Annotated in this window: 16 protein-coding genes; 3 read left to right on the plus strand and 13 right to left on the minus strand. The window is 37.7% G+C overall.

Annotated elements, in window-relative coordinates; translation table 11 throughout:
- The first annotated feature begins 867 nt into the window (after positions 1 to 867).
- Positions 868 to 1,257 carry a hypothetical protein gene (locus J7I93_RS24595; protein WP_214729512.1) on the plus strand — a complete coding sequence of 130 codons (390 nt, stop codon included), beginning with the start codon at positions 868 to 870 and terminating at the stop codon, positions 1,255 to 1,257.
- A gap of 369 nt (positions 1,258 to 1,626) precedes the next feature.
- Here the strand turns inward: J7I93_RS24595 and J7I93_RS24600 are convergent, their stop codons facing one another.
- The 11 genes from J7I93_RS24600 to J7I93_RS24650 all read right to left on the minus strand — a co-directional run bounded on the left by J7I93_RS24600 (position 1,627) and on the right by J7I93_RS24650 (position 13,053).
- The gene (locus J7I93_RS24600) at positions 1,627 to 2,133 is read right to left on the minus strand and encodes a GNAT family N-acetyltransferase (protein WP_214729514.1); all 507 of its coding nucleotides are present in this window, start codon (positions 2,131 to 2,133) and stop codon (positions 1,627 to 1,629) included.
- Between the two features lie 565 nt (positions 2,134 to 2,698).
- On the minus strand, positions 2,699 to 5,128 hold the full coding sequence (locus J7I93_RS24605) for a heavy metal translocating P-type ATPase (RefSeq protein ID WP_214729516.1): 2,430 nt from the start codon (positions 5,126 to 5,128) through the stop codon (positions 2,699 to 2,701).
- 140 nt (positions 5,129 to 5,268) lie between these two features.
- Complete coding sequence (gene copZ, locus J7I93_RS24610; protein ID WP_214729518.1) at positions 5,269 to 5,475, minus strand: copper chaperone CopZ; 207 nt, start codon at positions 5,473 to 5,475, stop codon at positions 5,269 to 5,271.
- Between the two features lie 14 nt (positions 5,476 to 5,489).
- Positions 5,490 to 5,837 carry a metal-sensitive transcriptional regulator gene (locus J7I93_RS24615; protein ID WP_353050293.1) on the minus strand — a complete coding sequence of 116 codons (348 nt, stop codon included), beginning with the start codon at positions 5,835 to 5,837 and terminating at the stop codon, positions 5,490 to 5,492.
- A 115-nt stretch (positions 5,838 to 5,952) separates the two neighbouring features.
- Positions 5,953 to 6,582, minus strand: coding sequence for an NAD(P)/FAD-dependent oxidoreductase (locus tag J7I93_RS24620; RefSeq protein ID WP_214729520.1), 630 nt, complete (start codon positions 6,580 to 6,582; stop codon positions 5,953 to 5,955).
- A gap of 15 nt (positions 6,583 to 6,597) precedes the next feature.
- Positions 6,598 to 7,602: an ABC transporter ATP-binding protein gene (locus J7I93_RS24625; RefSeq protein ID WP_214729522.1), complete on the minus strand. Its 1,005-nt coding sequence runs from the start codon at positions 7,600 to 7,602 to the stop codon at positions 6,598 to 6,600.
- On the minus strand, positions 7,595 to 8,566 hold the full coding sequence (locus tag J7I93_RS24630) for an ABC transporter ATP-binding protein (protein ID WP_214729524.1): 972 nt from the start codon (positions 8,564 to 8,566) through the stop codon (positions 7,595 to 7,597). The genes J7I93_RS24625 and J7I93_RS24630 overlap by 8 nt, the downstream gene beginning before the upstream one ends.
- A 3-nt stretch (positions 8,567 to 8,569) precedes the next feature.
- Complete coding sequence (locus J7I93_RS24635; protein WP_214729526.1) at positions 8,570 to 9,427, minus strand: ABC transporter permease; 858 nt, start codon at positions 9,425 to 9,427, stop codon at positions 8,570 to 8,572.
- Positions 9,420 to 10,397, minus strand: coding sequence for an ABC transporter permease (locus tag J7I93_RS24640; RefSeq protein ID WP_214729528.1), 978 nt, complete (start codon positions 10,395 to 10,397; stop codon positions 9,420 to 9,422). Before J7I93_RS24640 ends, J7I93_RS24635 begins: the two co-directional genes overlap by 8 nt.
- A 79-nt stretch (positions 10,398 to 10,476) precedes the next feature.
- Positions 10,477 to 12,273, minus strand: coding sequence for an ABC transporter substrate-binding protein (locus J7I93_RS24645; protein ID WP_214729530.1), 1,797 nt, complete (start codon positions 12,271 to 12,273; stop codon positions 10,477 to 10,479).
- 30 nt (positions 12,274 to 12,303) lie between these two features.
- Positions 12,304 to 13,053, minus strand: coding sequence for a PIG-L deacetylase family protein (locus J7I93_RS24650; RefSeq protein WP_214729532.1), 750 nt, complete (start codon positions 13,051 to 13,053; stop codon positions 12,304 to 12,306).
- A gap of 192 nt (positions 13,054 to 13,245) precedes the next feature.
- Here J7I93_RS24650 and J7I93_RS24655 point away from each other — a divergent pair, with 192 nt between their 5' ends.
- Positions 13,246 to 14,166 (plus strand): plastocyanin/azurin family copper-binding protein, encoded by a 921-nt coding sequence (locus J7I93_RS24655; RefSeq protein ID WP_214729534.1) that lies wholly within the window; start codon positions 13,246 to 13,248, stop codon positions 14,164 to 14,166.
- 620 nt (positions 14,167 to 14,786) lie between these two features.
- On the opposite strand, the gene J7I93_RS24660 is transcribed toward J7I93_RS24655, so the two are convergent.
- Positions 14,787 to 15,731 (minus strand): F510_1955 family glycosylhydrolase, encoded by a 945-nt coding sequence (locus tag J7I93_RS24660; protein ID WP_214729536.1) that lies wholly within the window; start codon positions 15,729 to 15,731, stop codon positions 14,787 to 14,789.
- Positions 15,732 to 16,033: 302 nt separating this feature from the next.
- Here J7I93_RS24660 and J7I93_RS25665 point away from each other — a divergent pair, with 302 nt between their 5' ends.
- Positions 16,034 to 16,357, plus strand: coding sequence for a four-helix bundle copper-binding protein (locus J7I93_RS25665; protein ID WP_483297151.1), 324 nt, complete (start codon positions 16,034 to 16,036; stop codon positions 16,355 to 16,357).
- 400 nt (positions 16,358 to 16,757) lie between these two features.
- Here J7I93_RS25665 and J7I93_RS24665 read toward each other — a convergent pair.
- Positions 16,758 to 17,244: asparagine synthetase B family protein (locus J7I93_RS24665; RefSeq protein WP_214729538.1), on the minus strand; the 487-nt coding region annotated here is incomplete at its 5' end.

Here is a 17,244-nt window from a genome sequence, read left to right on the forward strand (position 1 = left end):
TAGTTCTTTTGGCATTTGGATTCTATTCTTTTCTTGTTTAATTTTATTGCTGATATAAACCATCTCCTTTCAAATCTTTACGGAGCTTATTTAAAGCTCTGTATAAAACTGTCTTTGTTTTTCCCAAAGGTGAATCAAGGGCTTCTGAAATTTCTTTAATAGTAAAATATTAGTAAACTCTTAAAATAATAACTTTTTTCTTCTTCGTTTAGTCGTTCGATTAGTTCCTAAACAGTCATTTATCAACATCTTCATTGGTATCTCCAGATATAAATTCCACATATTCCGGCTCATTTGAACTGCGTTTTGTGCTTACTAATAGGAATTAAAAACTCTCAAAACTTATATTTTACTCAATTAAAGCCAGAAAGTAATAAACAATATTATTGCTCCGGAAACTAGTGCCAAAAAAATAATTACTTTATTTCGATACAGTGGCTGCTCCTTGTCAAATTGTTCTATAATAATTATGATGAGTATGATCAAGGTTTGAAAAATCCAGGATAAAAAGACCATTTATTATATCTCCAATCTTATTACTGCTTCAAAATTAAAGTGGTACATCGGGCAGTGATTGACCAAGTTACTGCACCCAAATGCTAGAGTGGCTTTCTTTTTTGATTTTTCGAGTTCTTGATCTCTTGTTCCAAGCAGATTGATTTCTCTGTACCTTACTTATACCTAATATATTTGCATAAATTATGCATACACAATATTTCTTACCTTGCATATTATTGAGAACAGAAAAAAGATAATAACAAATGTGGAAATACACACGTTTATTGCGTTTGTCTTCACTGTTTCATATCTAAGCCCAATATTTCGGAATTGACTTTCCTGTTATAATCTAAAAAAGGGGTGAAGAACTTGTGCTTTACTCATAATGTAATTGAAATACAAGCCCTTAAAATATGTGAAGAGATTAGGGAACACTCTATTTATAAACTGGTTAGTCTAGCCACTACTGGTGGTAAAAGCATTCAAATTAAAGAAAATATCCCTATACAAAGTAATTTATATTTACTTCCAGGTGAAACTTTGCCTTTGGTTACAAAGGTCATACTTGAAGATACTGATGGAAGGTGTTATTCTGTCAATGCAGATGAAGCAGGGCTACAGTTTGCAAAAGGCCTTATTACTTATAAAGAATATATACGCCTTCAAACTAAAGAAAAAAGACAGTTAACTACTATATTAATAGCCTCCGTGGGCACGTTTTTTTTAATGAGCTGGTCAGTTTTAAAGTTCTTATTTTAATAGTCTAAAAAAAGGAGTGCCTACTCCTTTTTATTTTTTCTTCAGACAAATTTTGTAAAATTCAGTGAATTTATTTATTGGCGAGTTTTTTAGGATTATTTATAGAAGGGTTCTTGAACCATTTAAGAAGGTTTGCATAATTTATTTACAGAAGAATTTGATAAGAAAAAGGATGCAGCTGTTAATTCAGCCTGCACCCTTTTTTTGACTTTTATTTGTTCTATAAGCCTGAAAATGACAGACACCTGAAAGTTTTGCATCACTCCATAATTTAAGGTTAACTACCTATGGAGTTCGATTGGACTTTATGTAAAATTCGGTCATATAGAAAAATGTATCCCAACTCTGAGTCTTCTTTTATGATGCACCTCATTTAATGGATAGATGAAATGCTTTCACAATGATCCCGTCGTTTGCTGGCTGAAAGTCAAATTGTGGTATTCTGACAAAACCCATACGTTCATATAGCAGCAAGGCAGATTTCATAAACTCTGCAGTATGTAAACCAATACACGGAAAGCCTTTAGCTTTTGCTCGCTGAATACACTCTCTCACTAGGGCCTCTGCAATACCTCTGCCTCTATACTCTGGGCTAACTGCAAGCATTCTAATTTCTGGATATTCTAACATATCGGCAAGCCCCTTATACGCATCTGACTTCGGAGGGAATAAAGCCACACTTCCAGCTATTTCTCCCTTTATTTCAGCTACTAAAAGTTCAACCCCTAGCTGTTCGTCAGCATCCGAGGATATAGCCATCTTAAGAGCTTCCCAGTGACCCAGGGGAATATTGTTTATATGTTCTTCATACGCCTGCACTCTTCTTTCACGAATAATTTCTAGTTCAGTATCTAATGCCTCACGAATTTTAACCATAATTTTAGATAGCCTCCTATTTTGCACCTTGATCCTACTCTTACGCCTGTCAATAACCTAATTAATTAAAAACACCCAAATTTCAGTGCCTAGAAAAAACGAACAAAACAAATAGTACTGGAGGAATGTCGCCAAATCATACCTCCATCACTTTATTTCCAGTTGTATCTTTCCCTTGGGTGTATAGGTGAAAACTCCATAAACTCTGCATATATTTCTGGTGTTTTGACCATATTTAACAGACCAAAAAGTATGTAATACACTACATACCTAAAAAGAAACAGTTTTACCAAAAGTATTTTACCTTGAAATAAACTCTCCGGAATAATAAAAAAGCAATTTAATTGAGTCTTGTATATATCCTGTGAGGCATTTTTTTATTTTTATGCTGTAGGCAGACTTAACCTACTATTTTACCACTCAACATGAGCACTAATTGACTAGTCCAAAATAAAGTATCAAGGTAACCATAAGTTATTCTTACGAAAAAAGAAGAGTATGACTCAGGACAATTAATGTGAGTCATACTCTTTTTCTAAATAACTAATCAACTTTAATTACCAACCTAGCGTACAGGTTTCCATTTTCGCAAAAATAATGTATTGCCAACTACCGAGACAGAACTGAAAGCCATGGCTCCTCCAGCGAGGATTGGGTTTAAAAGGCCAATTGCTGCAACAGGAATCAATATAACATTATACGCAAACGCCCAGAAAAGATTTTGTTTGATTTTTCTCATCGTAGATTTGGAGAGGCTGATTGTATCAACTATTCCCATCAAATCACCGCGCATTAACGTGATATCTGCTGCCTCCATTGCTACGTCAGTCCCTGTTCCAATTGCAATTCCAACATGAGCAGCAGCTAGTGCTGGCGCATCATTGATTCCATCCCCAACCATAGCTACAATTTTTCCTTCCTTCTTTAATTTTTCAACCTCGGCTGATTTGTCCTCAGGAAGTACTTCAGCAAGTACTCTATCAACCCCCACCTGCTTAGCAATTGCTTCGGCTGTCAACTCATTATCGCCAGTTATCATAATTACTTCGATACCCATATTTTTAAGATGTTTAATGGCATTGGCAGATGTTTCTTTAACTGTATCAGCCACTGCTATTATTCCGGCTAGGCTGTCATCAACTGCTATTAGCATAGCAGTTTTTCCTTCCCCTTCAAGTTGTTCCATCCGGCCTAACGCAGAACCTATCTCTACATTATTTTTGATCATTAACTTTTTATTTCCTATAAAAACTTCTTGACCGCTGACACTAACTTGAATTCCATGCCCTGGGATGGCATTAAAGTTTTGGGTATCCTGAAGCTGAAGGCCTTTTTCTTTTGCGCCTTTTAAAATTGCTTCCCCAAGAGGATGCTCCGATCCTTTTTCTGCTGAAGCTGCTACCTGCAGTAATTCATCTTCAGAATATTTTCCAAAAGTTATAATATCGGTTACATCTGGTTCGCCTTTTGTAATCGTGCCGGTTTTATCCAGAACTACGGTAGTTACGCTCTGTGATGTTTGGAGGTGTTCAGCTCCTTTAATAAGAAGTCCATTTTCAGCACCCTTTCCTGTACCGACCATTACAGCTGTCGGAGTCGCCAAGCCTAACGCACAAGGACACGCAATAACTAGTACAGCGATAGTACTGACAAGGGCAGGAGTAAACCCTGCAATGAAATAAGTAATGACGAAAGTTGCCAAAGCAATTAGAATTACAATTGGGACAAATATTCCGGATATTTTATCAGCGAGTTTTTGAATAGGGGCTTTCGAGCCCTGAGCTTCTTCGACAAGTTTAATAATTTGAGCAAGTGCCGTGTCTTTACCAACTTTAGTAGCTTTAAATGTAAATGAACCATGTTTGTTTACCGTTGCTCCAATGACTGTGTCCCCTGTTCCTTTTGTAACAGGCATGCTTTCCCCTGTTAGCATAGATTCATCAACGGTAGTGTTTCCCTCAATTATTTCTCCATCAACAGGTACCTTTTCTCCTGCACGAACAAAAATCACGTCACCTGTTTGAACCTCTTCTAGGGGAATGTCGAGTTCTTCTCCATCCCGAATTACCCTTGCTGTTTTTGCTTGAAGTCCCATCAATGTTTTGATAGCTTCTGATGTTTGTCCTTTCGCTCTTGTTTCAAGGAGTTTTCCTAAAACAATCAAAGTCATAACGATGGCAGCTGCTTCATAATATAAAAATTGCCCTGTTCCCATAATCGTGACAATCAGACTGTAAAAGTAAGCCGCTGAAGTTCCCAGTACAACCAAAACAGCCATGTTGGCACTACCGCCGCGAACCGCATTATATGCATCACGGTAATAATGGCCGCCTACATAGAATTGTACTGGAGTCGCAAGAAGGAATTGGACCCAGGGACTCATATGAAAAAACATTCCATTGCCATACTCCATGGCAAAATCGGATATCATTTGAACTAAAAAGAATACGGATAAAATGGCCCCTACAGTAAACTTCCTTATTTGCTTTTTGTATTCTTTTTCCCTTACACTCCGCTCATAATCTTCATCTCTTTCGCCAACTACCTTTGCATCATAGCCGACTTTTTTTACAGCTGCTATTATTTGCTCGATATTCGTGTTTCCAGGAATGAACTCTATATTTGCTTTTTCAGTTGCTAAATTGACAGCTGCACTTGTTACCCCTTCGACCTTCTTTAATCCTTTTTCAACACGGGTTGCACACGCTGCGCATGTCATTCCTATAATGTCAAGCTGGACTTTTTCCTCCTGGACCCCGTAACCTGTCTTTTTTATTTTTGCAATGACATCGTCTACAGTAGCTGTATTAGGATCATACGTAACAGAAGCTTTTTCTGTAGCGAGATTAACACTCGCTTTTTGTACACCTGGAACCTTCGAAATGTTTTTTTCAATACGAGTTGCACATGCTGCACATGTCATACCAGTTATGCTCAATGTGACATTTCCACCGGCAGCATCAGTTTGCGTCTTGGCTATTGTTTGCTCAGCCATATTTGAGTTCCTCCTTTTAAACTGGATGTGAGGATAAATTTTCTTTAAGTCTTACTGAATTTGGATTCTTAATATACCCAATATGGGTATATTTAATTTAAAAAGAGAGGGTGCTGCGTTCAGCACACCCCATCTTTTATTTAATTTACATCATAGCCTTGATCATCAATTGTTTCCTTTATTTTATCCAAAGATACTTGTGTGGAGTTATATTCAACGTCAACTTTCCCACTTTCAAGGTGAACTTTCACATTGGAAACTCCAGGTAGTTCTCCGACACTGCCTTCAATCGCTTTAATACAATGGCCGCAAGACATTCCTTCTACATTTAATGTAACCTTTTCCATTATTAACAGCTCCTTTATTTTTTCATTAATTTTTGGACAGTAACAAGTACTTCATCTAATACATCCAAATCTCCTTGTTGAAGGCGGTCCACTACGCATCCCTTTAAATGCCCTTCTAAAAGAATTTTTGCCACGCTGTTTAAAGCAGACTGAGTTGCCGATATTTGGGTAATGACATCATCACAATAAGCATCTTTTTCAATTAAACCTTTTATACCGCGGATTTGTCCTTCAATTCGGTTTAATCGAACGACAAGATTGTTTTTAACCTTATCCGAATGGTGACTTTTTCTCTCACTTTCACTAGCGCAGCAGCTTTCTTCTTCAATTAGCAATGCATCCTTATTAATTTCAGTTAGCACTTAGTTTCCCCCTTACACGCTTAATATATCATACCCCCGTACCCTATGTAAATAGAGGAGATATATTTTTTTGTAAAATATGTCATTTTTGTTAACGATAAAATCAATGAATAACTTATATATTAATTTCCTTTAATACCGCCTCTTTCCCGATCCTGTTAACAAACTTATGAAACGCTTCTCTTTTCTTCGCCTGTTGCTGGTAAAATTCAATGATCTTTTCAACGGCTGAATATAAATCTTCTGGTTCAAGATTACTCATGAATAGGGACCCGGCTTCTGCATCTTTCCCTTTCGATTTTCCTCCAATATATAAATCATAATGATCTTTTACCTTCATTATGCCTATGTCATTTATGAGGGGTTCACCGCAGCCGACAGGACAGCCTGTATAGGCTGGCTTTAATGTGAAAGGGACAGGAATACCTGCTATACGGTCATTCAATTCTTTTGCTACCGGCATACCTTCTTCTTCTTCTCCTTTACAAAAGTTGCATGTCCGTAAACTTTTTACAAAACTTCCTACTGGATAACATCTAATCCCTGCCTGTTCAAACTCTGAGATAATCTCGTCTTTCTTCTCTTCTAATATGTCGATATATAGCTGCTGAAAAGTAGTCAGCTCAAGTTCATCCTGATCGTCCATATATTTTGCTATGATAAGCAACTGCTTTGCAGTTAGCTTTGCACCAAAATTAATGCCTCCATTTACAGCCAATTTTATTTTCTTTCTCTGATTTCCCATTACGTTTCTCCCTTCTTATGAAGTCTTTTCTAATAATTCGGAATGGCAATGGCAAGAGACGGAATGTCCGTTGTCAATAGCTTCCAAGACAGGTACTTGTGTATGACAGACCGCTTCTTTATGAGGACATCTTGCAACAAAGGGGCAGCCTTTTTCTTCTTTTGTGGAATCCACTTCTCCATCCAGAATCAGTTTCTCCCTATTTTTAATAAAATAGTTTAAATTTTTTACTACAGCCACAAGCGCTTTTGTGTAGGGATGAGAAGGATGCTGAATAATTTTTTTTGTAGGTCCTATTTCTACAATTTTCCCTTGATACATGACGGCAATTCGATCACACATATAACTGGCAGTAGATAAATCATGGGTAATAAACATCATTGTAAGGCCCATTTTCTTTCTTAAATCCAGCAGCAGGTTCAGGATTCCAGCTCTTACTGATACATCAAGCATGGACGTAGGTTCATCTGCCGCTATAAATGAAGGTTTTAATATTATAGCTCGCGCAATGGCAATTCTCTGTCTTTGCCCGCCGCTTAACTGATGTGGGTATCGATTAATAAAGTCTTCAGCTGGTTTTAGCTCAATAGCCTCAATCGCTTCTATGACTTTTTGATACTTCGTTTCGTAGGGCAAATCCTTTTCATGAGCGTTGATCGGCTCCATTAAAATATCAAGTATTCTCATACCGGGGTTTAATGTATCGTAAGGGTCTTGAAATATCATTTGCATCTTTTTTCTGATTTTGTTAGTCTCTGGTTCTTTTAGATTGCAAAGATTAACTCCTTCAAAGGATATTTCTCCTTCGGTTTCTTTCATAAGCCGCATAACCATTCTGGCAGTTGTCGTTTTGCCACATCCGCTTTCTCCAATAATTCCAAGTATTTCGCCTTGCTTGACTTCAAAATTGACATTATTAACAGCATAGACTTCGGTTTTTTTTCTTTTTAAAAAAGTTCCCGACTTTTTTATGAAGGTTTTTTTCAAATTGCTCACTTTTAAAAGGATGCTTTTATCCATGGTTTCCTTCCTCCTCTAAAAAGCAGGCTGTGTAATGTCCGTTTTTGATTTCTCTTAATTCAGGATTTTCCTGCCGGCATTTGTCAAAGGCATGGGGGCACCTAGTATGAAAACGGCAGGAATTAGGGGAATTCACCAAATTTGGTACACTTCCCGGTATAGTTACGACTTCCTTTTCCGGATTGCCTAAATCAGGTGAAGCGTTTAAAAGTGCTTGTGAGTATGGATGTCTAGGATTTTTTAAAATATCCTCTGTGGAAGCCCATTCTACGATGTTGCCTGCATACATAATGGCTATTTTATCGCATATAGCTGTAACCATCGGCAAATCATGAGAGATCAGGATGACGGATAGGTCCATTTTCTTTTGAAGGCTTTTGATTAAGGCAATTACCTGTGCTTGCGTTAAAACATCCAATCCCGTTGTGGATTCATCAGATATAACCAATTTGGGGTTACAGGCCAATGCCATAGCAATGGCAACCCTTTGTTTCATTCCTCCGCTGAACTCATGCGGATAGCTCCTCCACCTCTCCCCATCAATACCAACCAATTCGAGAAGAGTCTTCGTGCGCTGAAGTGCTTCCCGTTTGCTTACATTCTCGTGCAGCAAAATGGATTCCATAATTTGATCTCCTATTGTGAAAATAGGATTCAACGCGTTCATTGCACTTTGGGGTATAACCGAAATCTCTTTCCACCTCATGGAAGCAAGTTCCTTTTCAGAAGCCTTTATGAGATCTCTTCCATTTAATAGGACACGTCCCGATACCACTTTTCCAGGATATTCTATTAGCCTTAAAATGGATTGAGCAACTGTTGTTTTTCCACATCCAGACTCACCTATTAAACCGAGCATTTCCCCTTTATTGAGTGAAAAAGAAACATTCTCTACTGCCTTTGCAATGCCTTTATCCGTTTTAAAGTAGGTTGAAAGATTTTCTACTGATAACACGGTGTTCATAAATTAACGCTCCTTTCTCAATCGGGGATTCAGGATCTCTTCAAGTGAGTATCCAGTAAAAGCGAATCCAATGACCAGTGTTGTGATTAGTAATCCGGGAGGAAGAACCCACCAGATCCATGCATCTGTTAAAAACGCGCCTCTGGCCTGAGCATAATATAAAATGGTCCCCCAGCTTTTTGTAAATGGATCCCCAAGCCCCAAGAAGCTTAATGATGCTTCGATTAATATTGAATGGCTTGCCGCTAAAACAAATTGGGAAAGTGCTATGGGAATAACCCCTGGCAGAATGTGACGCCCTAAGATAACTTTAATGTTTGTGCCGATTGACTTTGCAGCCTCCACATATCCTTTAGTTTTTAGAGTTAGAACCTGCGATCTTATTACCCTTGCCGGACTCGCCCATGAAATTAGGCTAATAACCAGGACAATGTTCCAAAAACTAGGGCCAATAAAGGCGGCCAGTAAAATCATTAAAGGAAGAAAAGGTATAACAAGCACTAAGTCTACCAATCTCATTAAGAATGCATCTACTTTGCCGCCGTAGTAACCTGAAATGATTCCGACAAGGCAGCCAAGAAGAATGGAAATAAAAGCAGCAATGATACCAATTAATAAAGAAATCCTCGTGCCATATAGCAGTTCGCTTAAGATATCCTGTCCGACATCATTCGTTCCCAGCAAAAATTGGCTATTAGGCTTCGTAAAAGGAGCTCCAACTCGATCTGTTGGATCAAATGGAGCAAGGATTGGCGCTAAAAGGGCAATCAGCAAAAAAATCACTAAAAGAATTAAGCCAAACATGCCAATATTGTTAGATGTGAGAACTTGCCAATATTTCTTCCATCTTGAATTAACCATTTCGGCTTCCCACCTTTGGATCAAGTAAAGGATAAATTAAATCTGCCAGAAAGTTAGCAATGACTACACTGAATGTAATAATCAGGAATGTCGCTTGGATAAGAGGATAATCTCTGCTTAATACCGATTCAAACATAAGACGGCCTACACCCGGATACGCAAAGACGGTTTCGATCACAGTGGCACCGCCCAAGGTAAATCCTAAGCTAAGCATAAAGACAGTAGCCACAGGAAGTAGTGCATTTCTCATGGCATGTTTATATTTGATTACCTTTTCTTTTACTCCTTTTGCTTTGGCCATCATAATATAATCTTCGCCCAGGACGTTCAGCATTGAATACCGCATAATCATAAAGGTGCTTGTAACAGAAATTAGGATAAGGGTGGCCAATGGGAGAATCAAATGCTTTCCAATATCAATCAACCGATCCATTCCGGTATAGTTTGACCAAGCGCTTTCTGCTCCAAAAACGGGCAACCATCCTAACTGGGCAGAAAAGATAGATACTAATATCATGCCAACCCAAAAAGAAGGCATGGCACTTAAAAACATAAAGACCGTAAGAAGGTTGGCATCCGTTCTGGTTCCCCTGCGCCATGCGGAGATTGCACCAAACATGACACCAATAACGGTTGAGAGTACCAGCCCCAGGCCTGTCAGAAGCATTGTCCATGGGAGTCTCTCCATCAAAAGTTCTGAGATAGGTCGTTTTTGCTGATAGGAATATCCAAAGTCACCAGTGAAAATATTCTTTATATAAGCTCCATACTGCTCCAAGATGGAATCATTTAGGCCATATTTGTCTAATATAGCTTCTTTTTCAGCGCTGGACATAAATCCCACATCTTCTCCTGCTAAAAAAACCAATGGATTTCCAGGCATAAGACGGGGCAATAGAAAATTTAGCGTTAACATTAGGAAAATAACAATGAAATATTGCAAAAGCTTGCCAGCAATAAATTTCCCCAACTCTTTCACCTCCAAATATGTAAATGTCTTTAATAAGATTTCCCGTAAAAGAAATTGCTTTTACGGGAAATTATTTCAATTAAAAATCAAAATCATCATTGCCTGTATCTTTTTTCTTTCTTCTTAATAGAATAAAGCCAATGACAGCCACTAAGAGTATTAATCCAAATACGTATAATGAAGTGTTATTCCCTTCATTCTCTGTACTTGTATTTGCTGTTTTGCTATCTGTTGAAACAGCTGTGTCGCTGCTTGCCTTCCCATTATCAGGCAAATCAGATTTTTCACTCGAAACAAAGGATAGTTTGTTGATAATTCCCTTGCCTACCTGGAAGACATACTGATCATATTTTGCAGGATTAAAAGCACCAACAATCTCTTGGTAATAAAGAGGGATAATAGGAGCATCATTAGCAACAAAGGCTTGCATATCCTTGATTAGACTTAGACGTTCATTTTCATCGTATGTCTGTTTAAGTTTTTCCCCTAATTGGTCAAATTCAGGATTATTGTATCCCCCAATATTGACAGACCCAATAGCTGGATCAGAATGAAATAGATCATTCATTCGATCTGGAAATAGCTGCATGGTATTGGACCAGCTCCAGACACCAAGGTCGTAATCTCTTCCTTTGCTGACATCAAAATCAGGCCACATTAATGAGTCTACTGTAGTTGAATCCATTGCCTTCACAGCATTTTTGATTCCTACTTCATTTAATGCTTCAGATATTAATTCGGCAGTTCTTATTCTAATTGGGTTGCCTGAATAAACCAAAGTGGTTAAGTCAATTTTGTTTCCCTTTTGGTCTTCTCTAAACCCATCACCGTCTTTATCAATAAAACCAGCTTCTTCTAGAATTTGTTTGGCTTTTTCCTTATCAAAAACCGGCTTTACTTCGGAGTTGTAATACGCTGAGGAAGGATGAATAAAACCAGGGCTCCCTACTTCTGCGTATCCAAGCAGCACCGTTTCCACTAAATTTTCTTTATCAATGGCATAATCAATAGCTTGACGAAATGCGGTTTCCGTCATTGGATACTTCTCTGCATTAATTTGAAACAGGCTTGTACTATATCCTGGCCCCCTTACTACTTTCAAAGCAGGGTTGGAACTAAATTGTTCAACAAGTTCAGGAGATATACTTGATGAAATTACATCCAGCTCCCCTGCCCGAAGGGCATTATACATGGCGGTCGTATCTTCAATGATTGGGAATATTAACTCATTGATTGGCGGAGCACCTTTGAAATAATCATCGTTTGATTTCATTTTGTAGTACTGGCCTGATTTGTGTTCTTCCAGAATATAAGGTCCACTTCCAAGTGCATTCGTTTCATCATCAGGAGTACTTACTTCAGACCAGATATGCTGAGGCAGAATTGGCAAATCAGCAAGAGGCTGAATCATAAAGTTAGGGTCAGCTTGTGATAAAGTTAATGTAATGCCAGTTTCACCGCTTACCTCTATTGACTTAATTGTTTTTAAAGGATTTGTAAATCTTGACTTTGGGTATTTAATAAAATAGTCCATTGTGAATTTAACATCATTAGCAGTAAGAGGTTTACCATCATGCCACTTTACGTTATCATGCAGTGTTAGCTCATAGGTTAGCCCATCTTCGCTGACTTTGTAATCCTTTACCAGCCAAGGTTCCGGCTGATTATTTTCATCTAAATTAAAAAGAGTATCGTAAAGTAAATTAACCAGATCTAAGCCTGGATACCCAGTTACATATGTATATGGGTTTAATCCATTCTCATCTTTTGTAATGCCCACTTTCAATGATTGCACTTTCTCTTCCGCTAGAGCAGGATTGAAATTTGATAACAATAACAAAATTATTAATCCAACAATAAAAAATGTTTTCTTCATTTTCACTCCCCCTTTTAATAATCTATTTTTTTATTTGATTAGCTCCTGTAAATGAAAGTTACCTTCTCTCCTGTATGCTTCAGCAAGAGCAAAATGTCCATGAGTTGCCAGGCCATGATAAACATGAACAGCTTTGTCTAGCACTCTATGCATGGCTCTTCCTTTTTCTTGGAGGCTATTTAATTGGGAATATCCAGGAGATAAAATTTCAACAGTTTTGGAATCAAGCATTTCATCAAAATGCATACCACTGAATTCCATTTGGCTTTCAAGCATATCCATGGCCTTTTCTTTTTTCTCCCAAACTTGAGAAATATCAACGACTGTATTTGGGTGATGTGGTGTCATGTAATAGATGGTTGGAATTGGATGTGGGGACAAACCGGGTGTTTCTTCTAAGGCATAGTCTCTGCTTGCAAGTGCGATTGATTCAAGCAAAAGAATCATGGCTGGTCTACGGTCAGGATCTAAATCATGGAAAGAGTGTTCCGGATCTTGAGTAATAATTATGTCCGGCTTCACTTCACGGATTAACTGGATCAACTTAATCTTTGATTCTTTGCTTAAATCTACTGTCCCATACTCAAAATTTAAGAAAGAAATCTTTACCCCCAAAATCTCTGCCGCATTTTTAACTTGAGGCTGGCTCGGTTCCCTGCAAAGCATAATGCTAGCATATGACTCTCCCCCCTTTAAAACATTTTTGGCTAATGCTCCTCCGCATTCAACTACTTCCATTCCATAAACACCGAGAAATAAGATTTTTTGACCTTTTGACATTACATTTCCCCCTTCTCATGTACAGTACCCCACTATCGTATATGGGTATTAAAAACTATAATAAAACTAATTTACTATTTTGTAAATACCGAATGTTTTGAAAAATTATTTTATTTTTTTATTCATAGATTTTTTGGTATGGCCTGTCTGAAGCTTACATATCATGTAGCAAATAAAGAGGAGTTGATAATTTTGGGACTATATCAGTTATTTGTTCTAACAACAATAGCTGCTTCGGGAATCGCAGCCATTATCTTATCCATAAAATTCAGGCACCGATTAACTAAAATGCAAGCAATGGTTATTTCAATGGCAATGGGAATGAATATTGGTTTAACTGCTGGAGTCTTATTTGGATCACTTTATCAAGGTAATTTATATACTTCTACACTGGTTTCAGCAGGAATTGGGGTACTTGCTGGATTGGCAAGCGGAATAGTGTTTGGCATCCTGCCTTCATTAGAAGGATTTATGTCTGGTTTAATGGGAGGGATGATGGGGGCCATGCTTGGGGAAATGGTTTCTCAGGATCAAGCATCCACGCTGCTTAATATTTTACTCACTCTTACAACAAGTTCACTATTGCTATATAATATCCTATCAGCGAAGAATCCTATTAGTGAGAAAAAGTGGTTTCTAAAGCCTATTTTAACTTTCGTCCTTCTCTTTTCTTTTCTTTATTTTGGAAACCAGCTAGATAAAAGCACAGCATTCTCCTACTTTAATACGTCTCAGACAGAGAAGCGTCATGGAGAGCATGAAAATACTAATAACTTAAATGCAAATCAAATCGTCTTAACGGTTTATCCATCAAAATTTTCCTATACCCCTTCAGAAATAACGCTTAAAAAGGGGCAAGAAGCCTCTCTTACATTAAATAATCTAGATAATGCGGATCATGACATTGAAATAAAGGAAATGGCCGTTAAGAAATTGGAAAACAATCAACATGCTAACCATGGAACTGCTCAGGCTGACTTTCACCTGCATGCATCTGGAAAGAGTGAAGCCACTTTGAAATTTACACCTCTTGAGTCCGGGGTATTCGAATTTTATTGTTCTATTCCTGGTCATAAAGAAAATGGCATGATAGGTACTATTACAGTAAACTAAGAATGGTTATCCCTTCATATTGCTATAGGGATAGCTTTTTTTTCAGCTAACCTTACTTTATTTTAAGAGCGGTTAACAAGAGAGCTCGGATCGCGAAAGATTACAACATTCCTATTCGCTCTTCAGAGGATTATATTGATAGAGGATGAGGATAATCAGTGATAAACGACTGCTGGAAATGACCTGTTGCCACAAATATCCCTTTATCCAATTTATTATTAATAATTATTTTAGTTTAACTGGGAGTGAATTCATTTGCTTAATCAAATAAATAATTCCTGACTTCCTTTTGTGAAATAATTATTATGTTCTCCTATTAAAGACACCCCCTGGGGGGAAGTATAAGAACGAGGTGTAGTAAGAGTTAAAGATCATACCTTTTCTCCAGCTCTCTCCAACGTCACTTGCTTTAGCTATTGCAACTCAGCAGTCATTTTCTCCGAGTCCTGGTGTTTTAGTTCAAAGAGTTTACAAAAAAATGCTCATAACAGAAAAACTCTGAGCATTTTTGTGGTTAGTTTCTTGTTAATATTAATTAATTTATCTATCTCTTTTAAGGAATCTAGTTGATTAATGTACTATTATATTTCCCGTTCATTAACCCTTTCATTTTTTACGTTCTATTCTTTTCCGACTTCCTTACCTGCCCCTTCTTCAACAATGGTATCCCATGTTTTGCCTTCATCTTTCGTTGTATATACGTTTAGTTGATCTGTTGCAAACGAGAGTTCTTCATTGTTTTTATGGTTTACAGCTATATATGAGATATTTCCGTCTGCATTTTTGGGCATTGTGTAGTTAGATGACTTTTTATTTTGGATATTGATTCCTATAATTTCTTTGTCGCCTTTATTTGTCCCAACAATTACTCTATCATCACCTGCAAATACTGCCGCACTCACACTGTAGTCTGACAAAATCTGTTCAAACGTTTCCCCGTAGTTCTCAGAAAGATAAAGACCCTTATCCGTTCCGATTGCTACTACTCCTTTCTTTGAAGGATGAGCCGCTATGGCTAAAGGAGAGCCGGAAACCCCCTGCATGTTCATTACATTCCATGTTTCTCCTTGATCATACGTGTAATAAAATCCCTGTTCTTTCATTTTGGAATTAGGTTCAGGTGCAAAAACATAGATCTCTTCCGTTTCATACCCCACGGATAATGCATGGAAATCTACCTCCCCATCCAAATCAACAATTTCCACGGTTTCACCATTATCCTTACTTTTGACAATACCTAACGGGTTTTCCAAGTTGGAACCAGGAGCTGGATGGCCGCTGCTATAAAACCCATTCTTTACAGGTGAATACCCCATATAATCATTTTTCGGAACATCTGGTACGGACCAAGTCCCGTTAGAATATTCCCTTAAGCCATCATGAACTGCAGCAACTAATTTCTGACCGTCACCTGAATAGCTTAGGCCATGTAAGTCAGGAAACTTAATTTTATTTCCTCCGTTATTAGGAATAAGGATAAGAATAATAAAAAACCCCATTACCACAAGAAAGAGCCAGCCTAAGCCAAACTTTTGCTCTTTATTTTGTTTCTTCTTTTTAGCCATTTTTTCCCTCCTGATATTGAAATCTATTATTGATTTGCATTCATTACTAATATTCCTATAAATGTGTGCATTTTTTATGAAGTACTTGTGGTTTATTTAGATATAACCTGATCCTAGTAATACACTTTGACAGCAGTAAGAGGACAGAATAAAATTTATTGCTTAACTCAGTTATGCAGAAAATATGCAGTAACGGCCATTTTAAACCTTACATATAAATAAAATGGTTTAATAAAGGGAGGTATGGAAGTATGTATCCAGACAATCAACCGACGCAATATAAAGGAAATATTGGGGGACTTATGAAAGAAGGCGGTTCACTTTTGCACACAATCCAGCATTGTGAAGCAACATGTGAACATATGGTCACCCACTTGATTTGTCATCATCATGGTGAAAGAAGAAATTTTCAAATACAGCTTTTAAGAGACTGTGCCGACATATGTACCCTTATGGCCAAGTATCTTGCACGGAACAGTTGTAACGCAAAATTACTGGCAAGTGTATGTGCTTATATTTGTGAACTTTGCGGCAATGAGTGCGCAAAATTCCCTGATCTTATGTCACAGCATTGTGCTAGAGTTTGCCTGCATTGTGCACATGCTTGCAGAGCATATGCAGCATGATACAAAAAATTCCAATTATAACTTTGTAAAAGGTTCTCCCTATTAAAAATATAATCATTAAGTTTTTTAAGATTCTTAGAAACTTCTTATCTAAGTACTCGCAGTTAAGAGAAGATTATTAACCTCGAATACTTTCCATAAAATCAATTCAAACATGTGGGTGGGCTAACCTTAGCATAAGACAACCAAAGCGAAGCATAATGGTCATGTTTCGCTCTGGTTTAATCGTTATGTCACTTCCCCTAATAAGAATAGCTTCTTGCTGTGTTAGCTTTGAGCTCAGTAAACAAAATACCGTGAAGCAGGGTCTATTTGTATAACTTGATTATCTGAAAACAGGGTATAACCTACCTTCCTACAATAGTAGAAATTCCGCTAGGCGCCACCTGATGGGGTTTTTTTAGCCTTTCAAAGGCTGCAAATCTCCATCCGCTAAGTACTCACTTTCAAAAGAATATTTCTTTTCTGCATACACTTGGTGCCATACCATGAACATAAGAACAGTCCAGATTTTACGGCTGTTATCTGCTTTATCCTGACAATGATCATCAAGAAGCCTTAGCACATATTCTTTGTTGATCAAATGGTCTGTGCTGCTTTCACGAATAATATTTTTTGCCCAATCGTTCATTTCATCTTTCAGCCAATGGCGGATTGGAACCGGGAAGCCAAGCTTTTTGCGATTTAACACATGATCAGGCACAACACCTTCTGCCGCTTTGCGAAGAATGTACTTCGTTGTGCCATTTGCCGTTTTCAGGCTGGTCGGTATGTTGGAAGCCACCTCAAACACTTCTTTATCTAGAAAAGGAACACGAAGTTCAAGTGAATGGGCCATCGTCATTTTGTCAGCTTTTAATAAAATATCTCCGCGCATCCATGTGTGA

It is taken from the genome of Bacillus sp. ISL-47 (assembly GCF_018613175.1).
Classification (GTDB): domain Bacteria; phylum Bacillota; class Bacilli; order Bacillales; family Cytobacillaceae; genus Cytobacillus.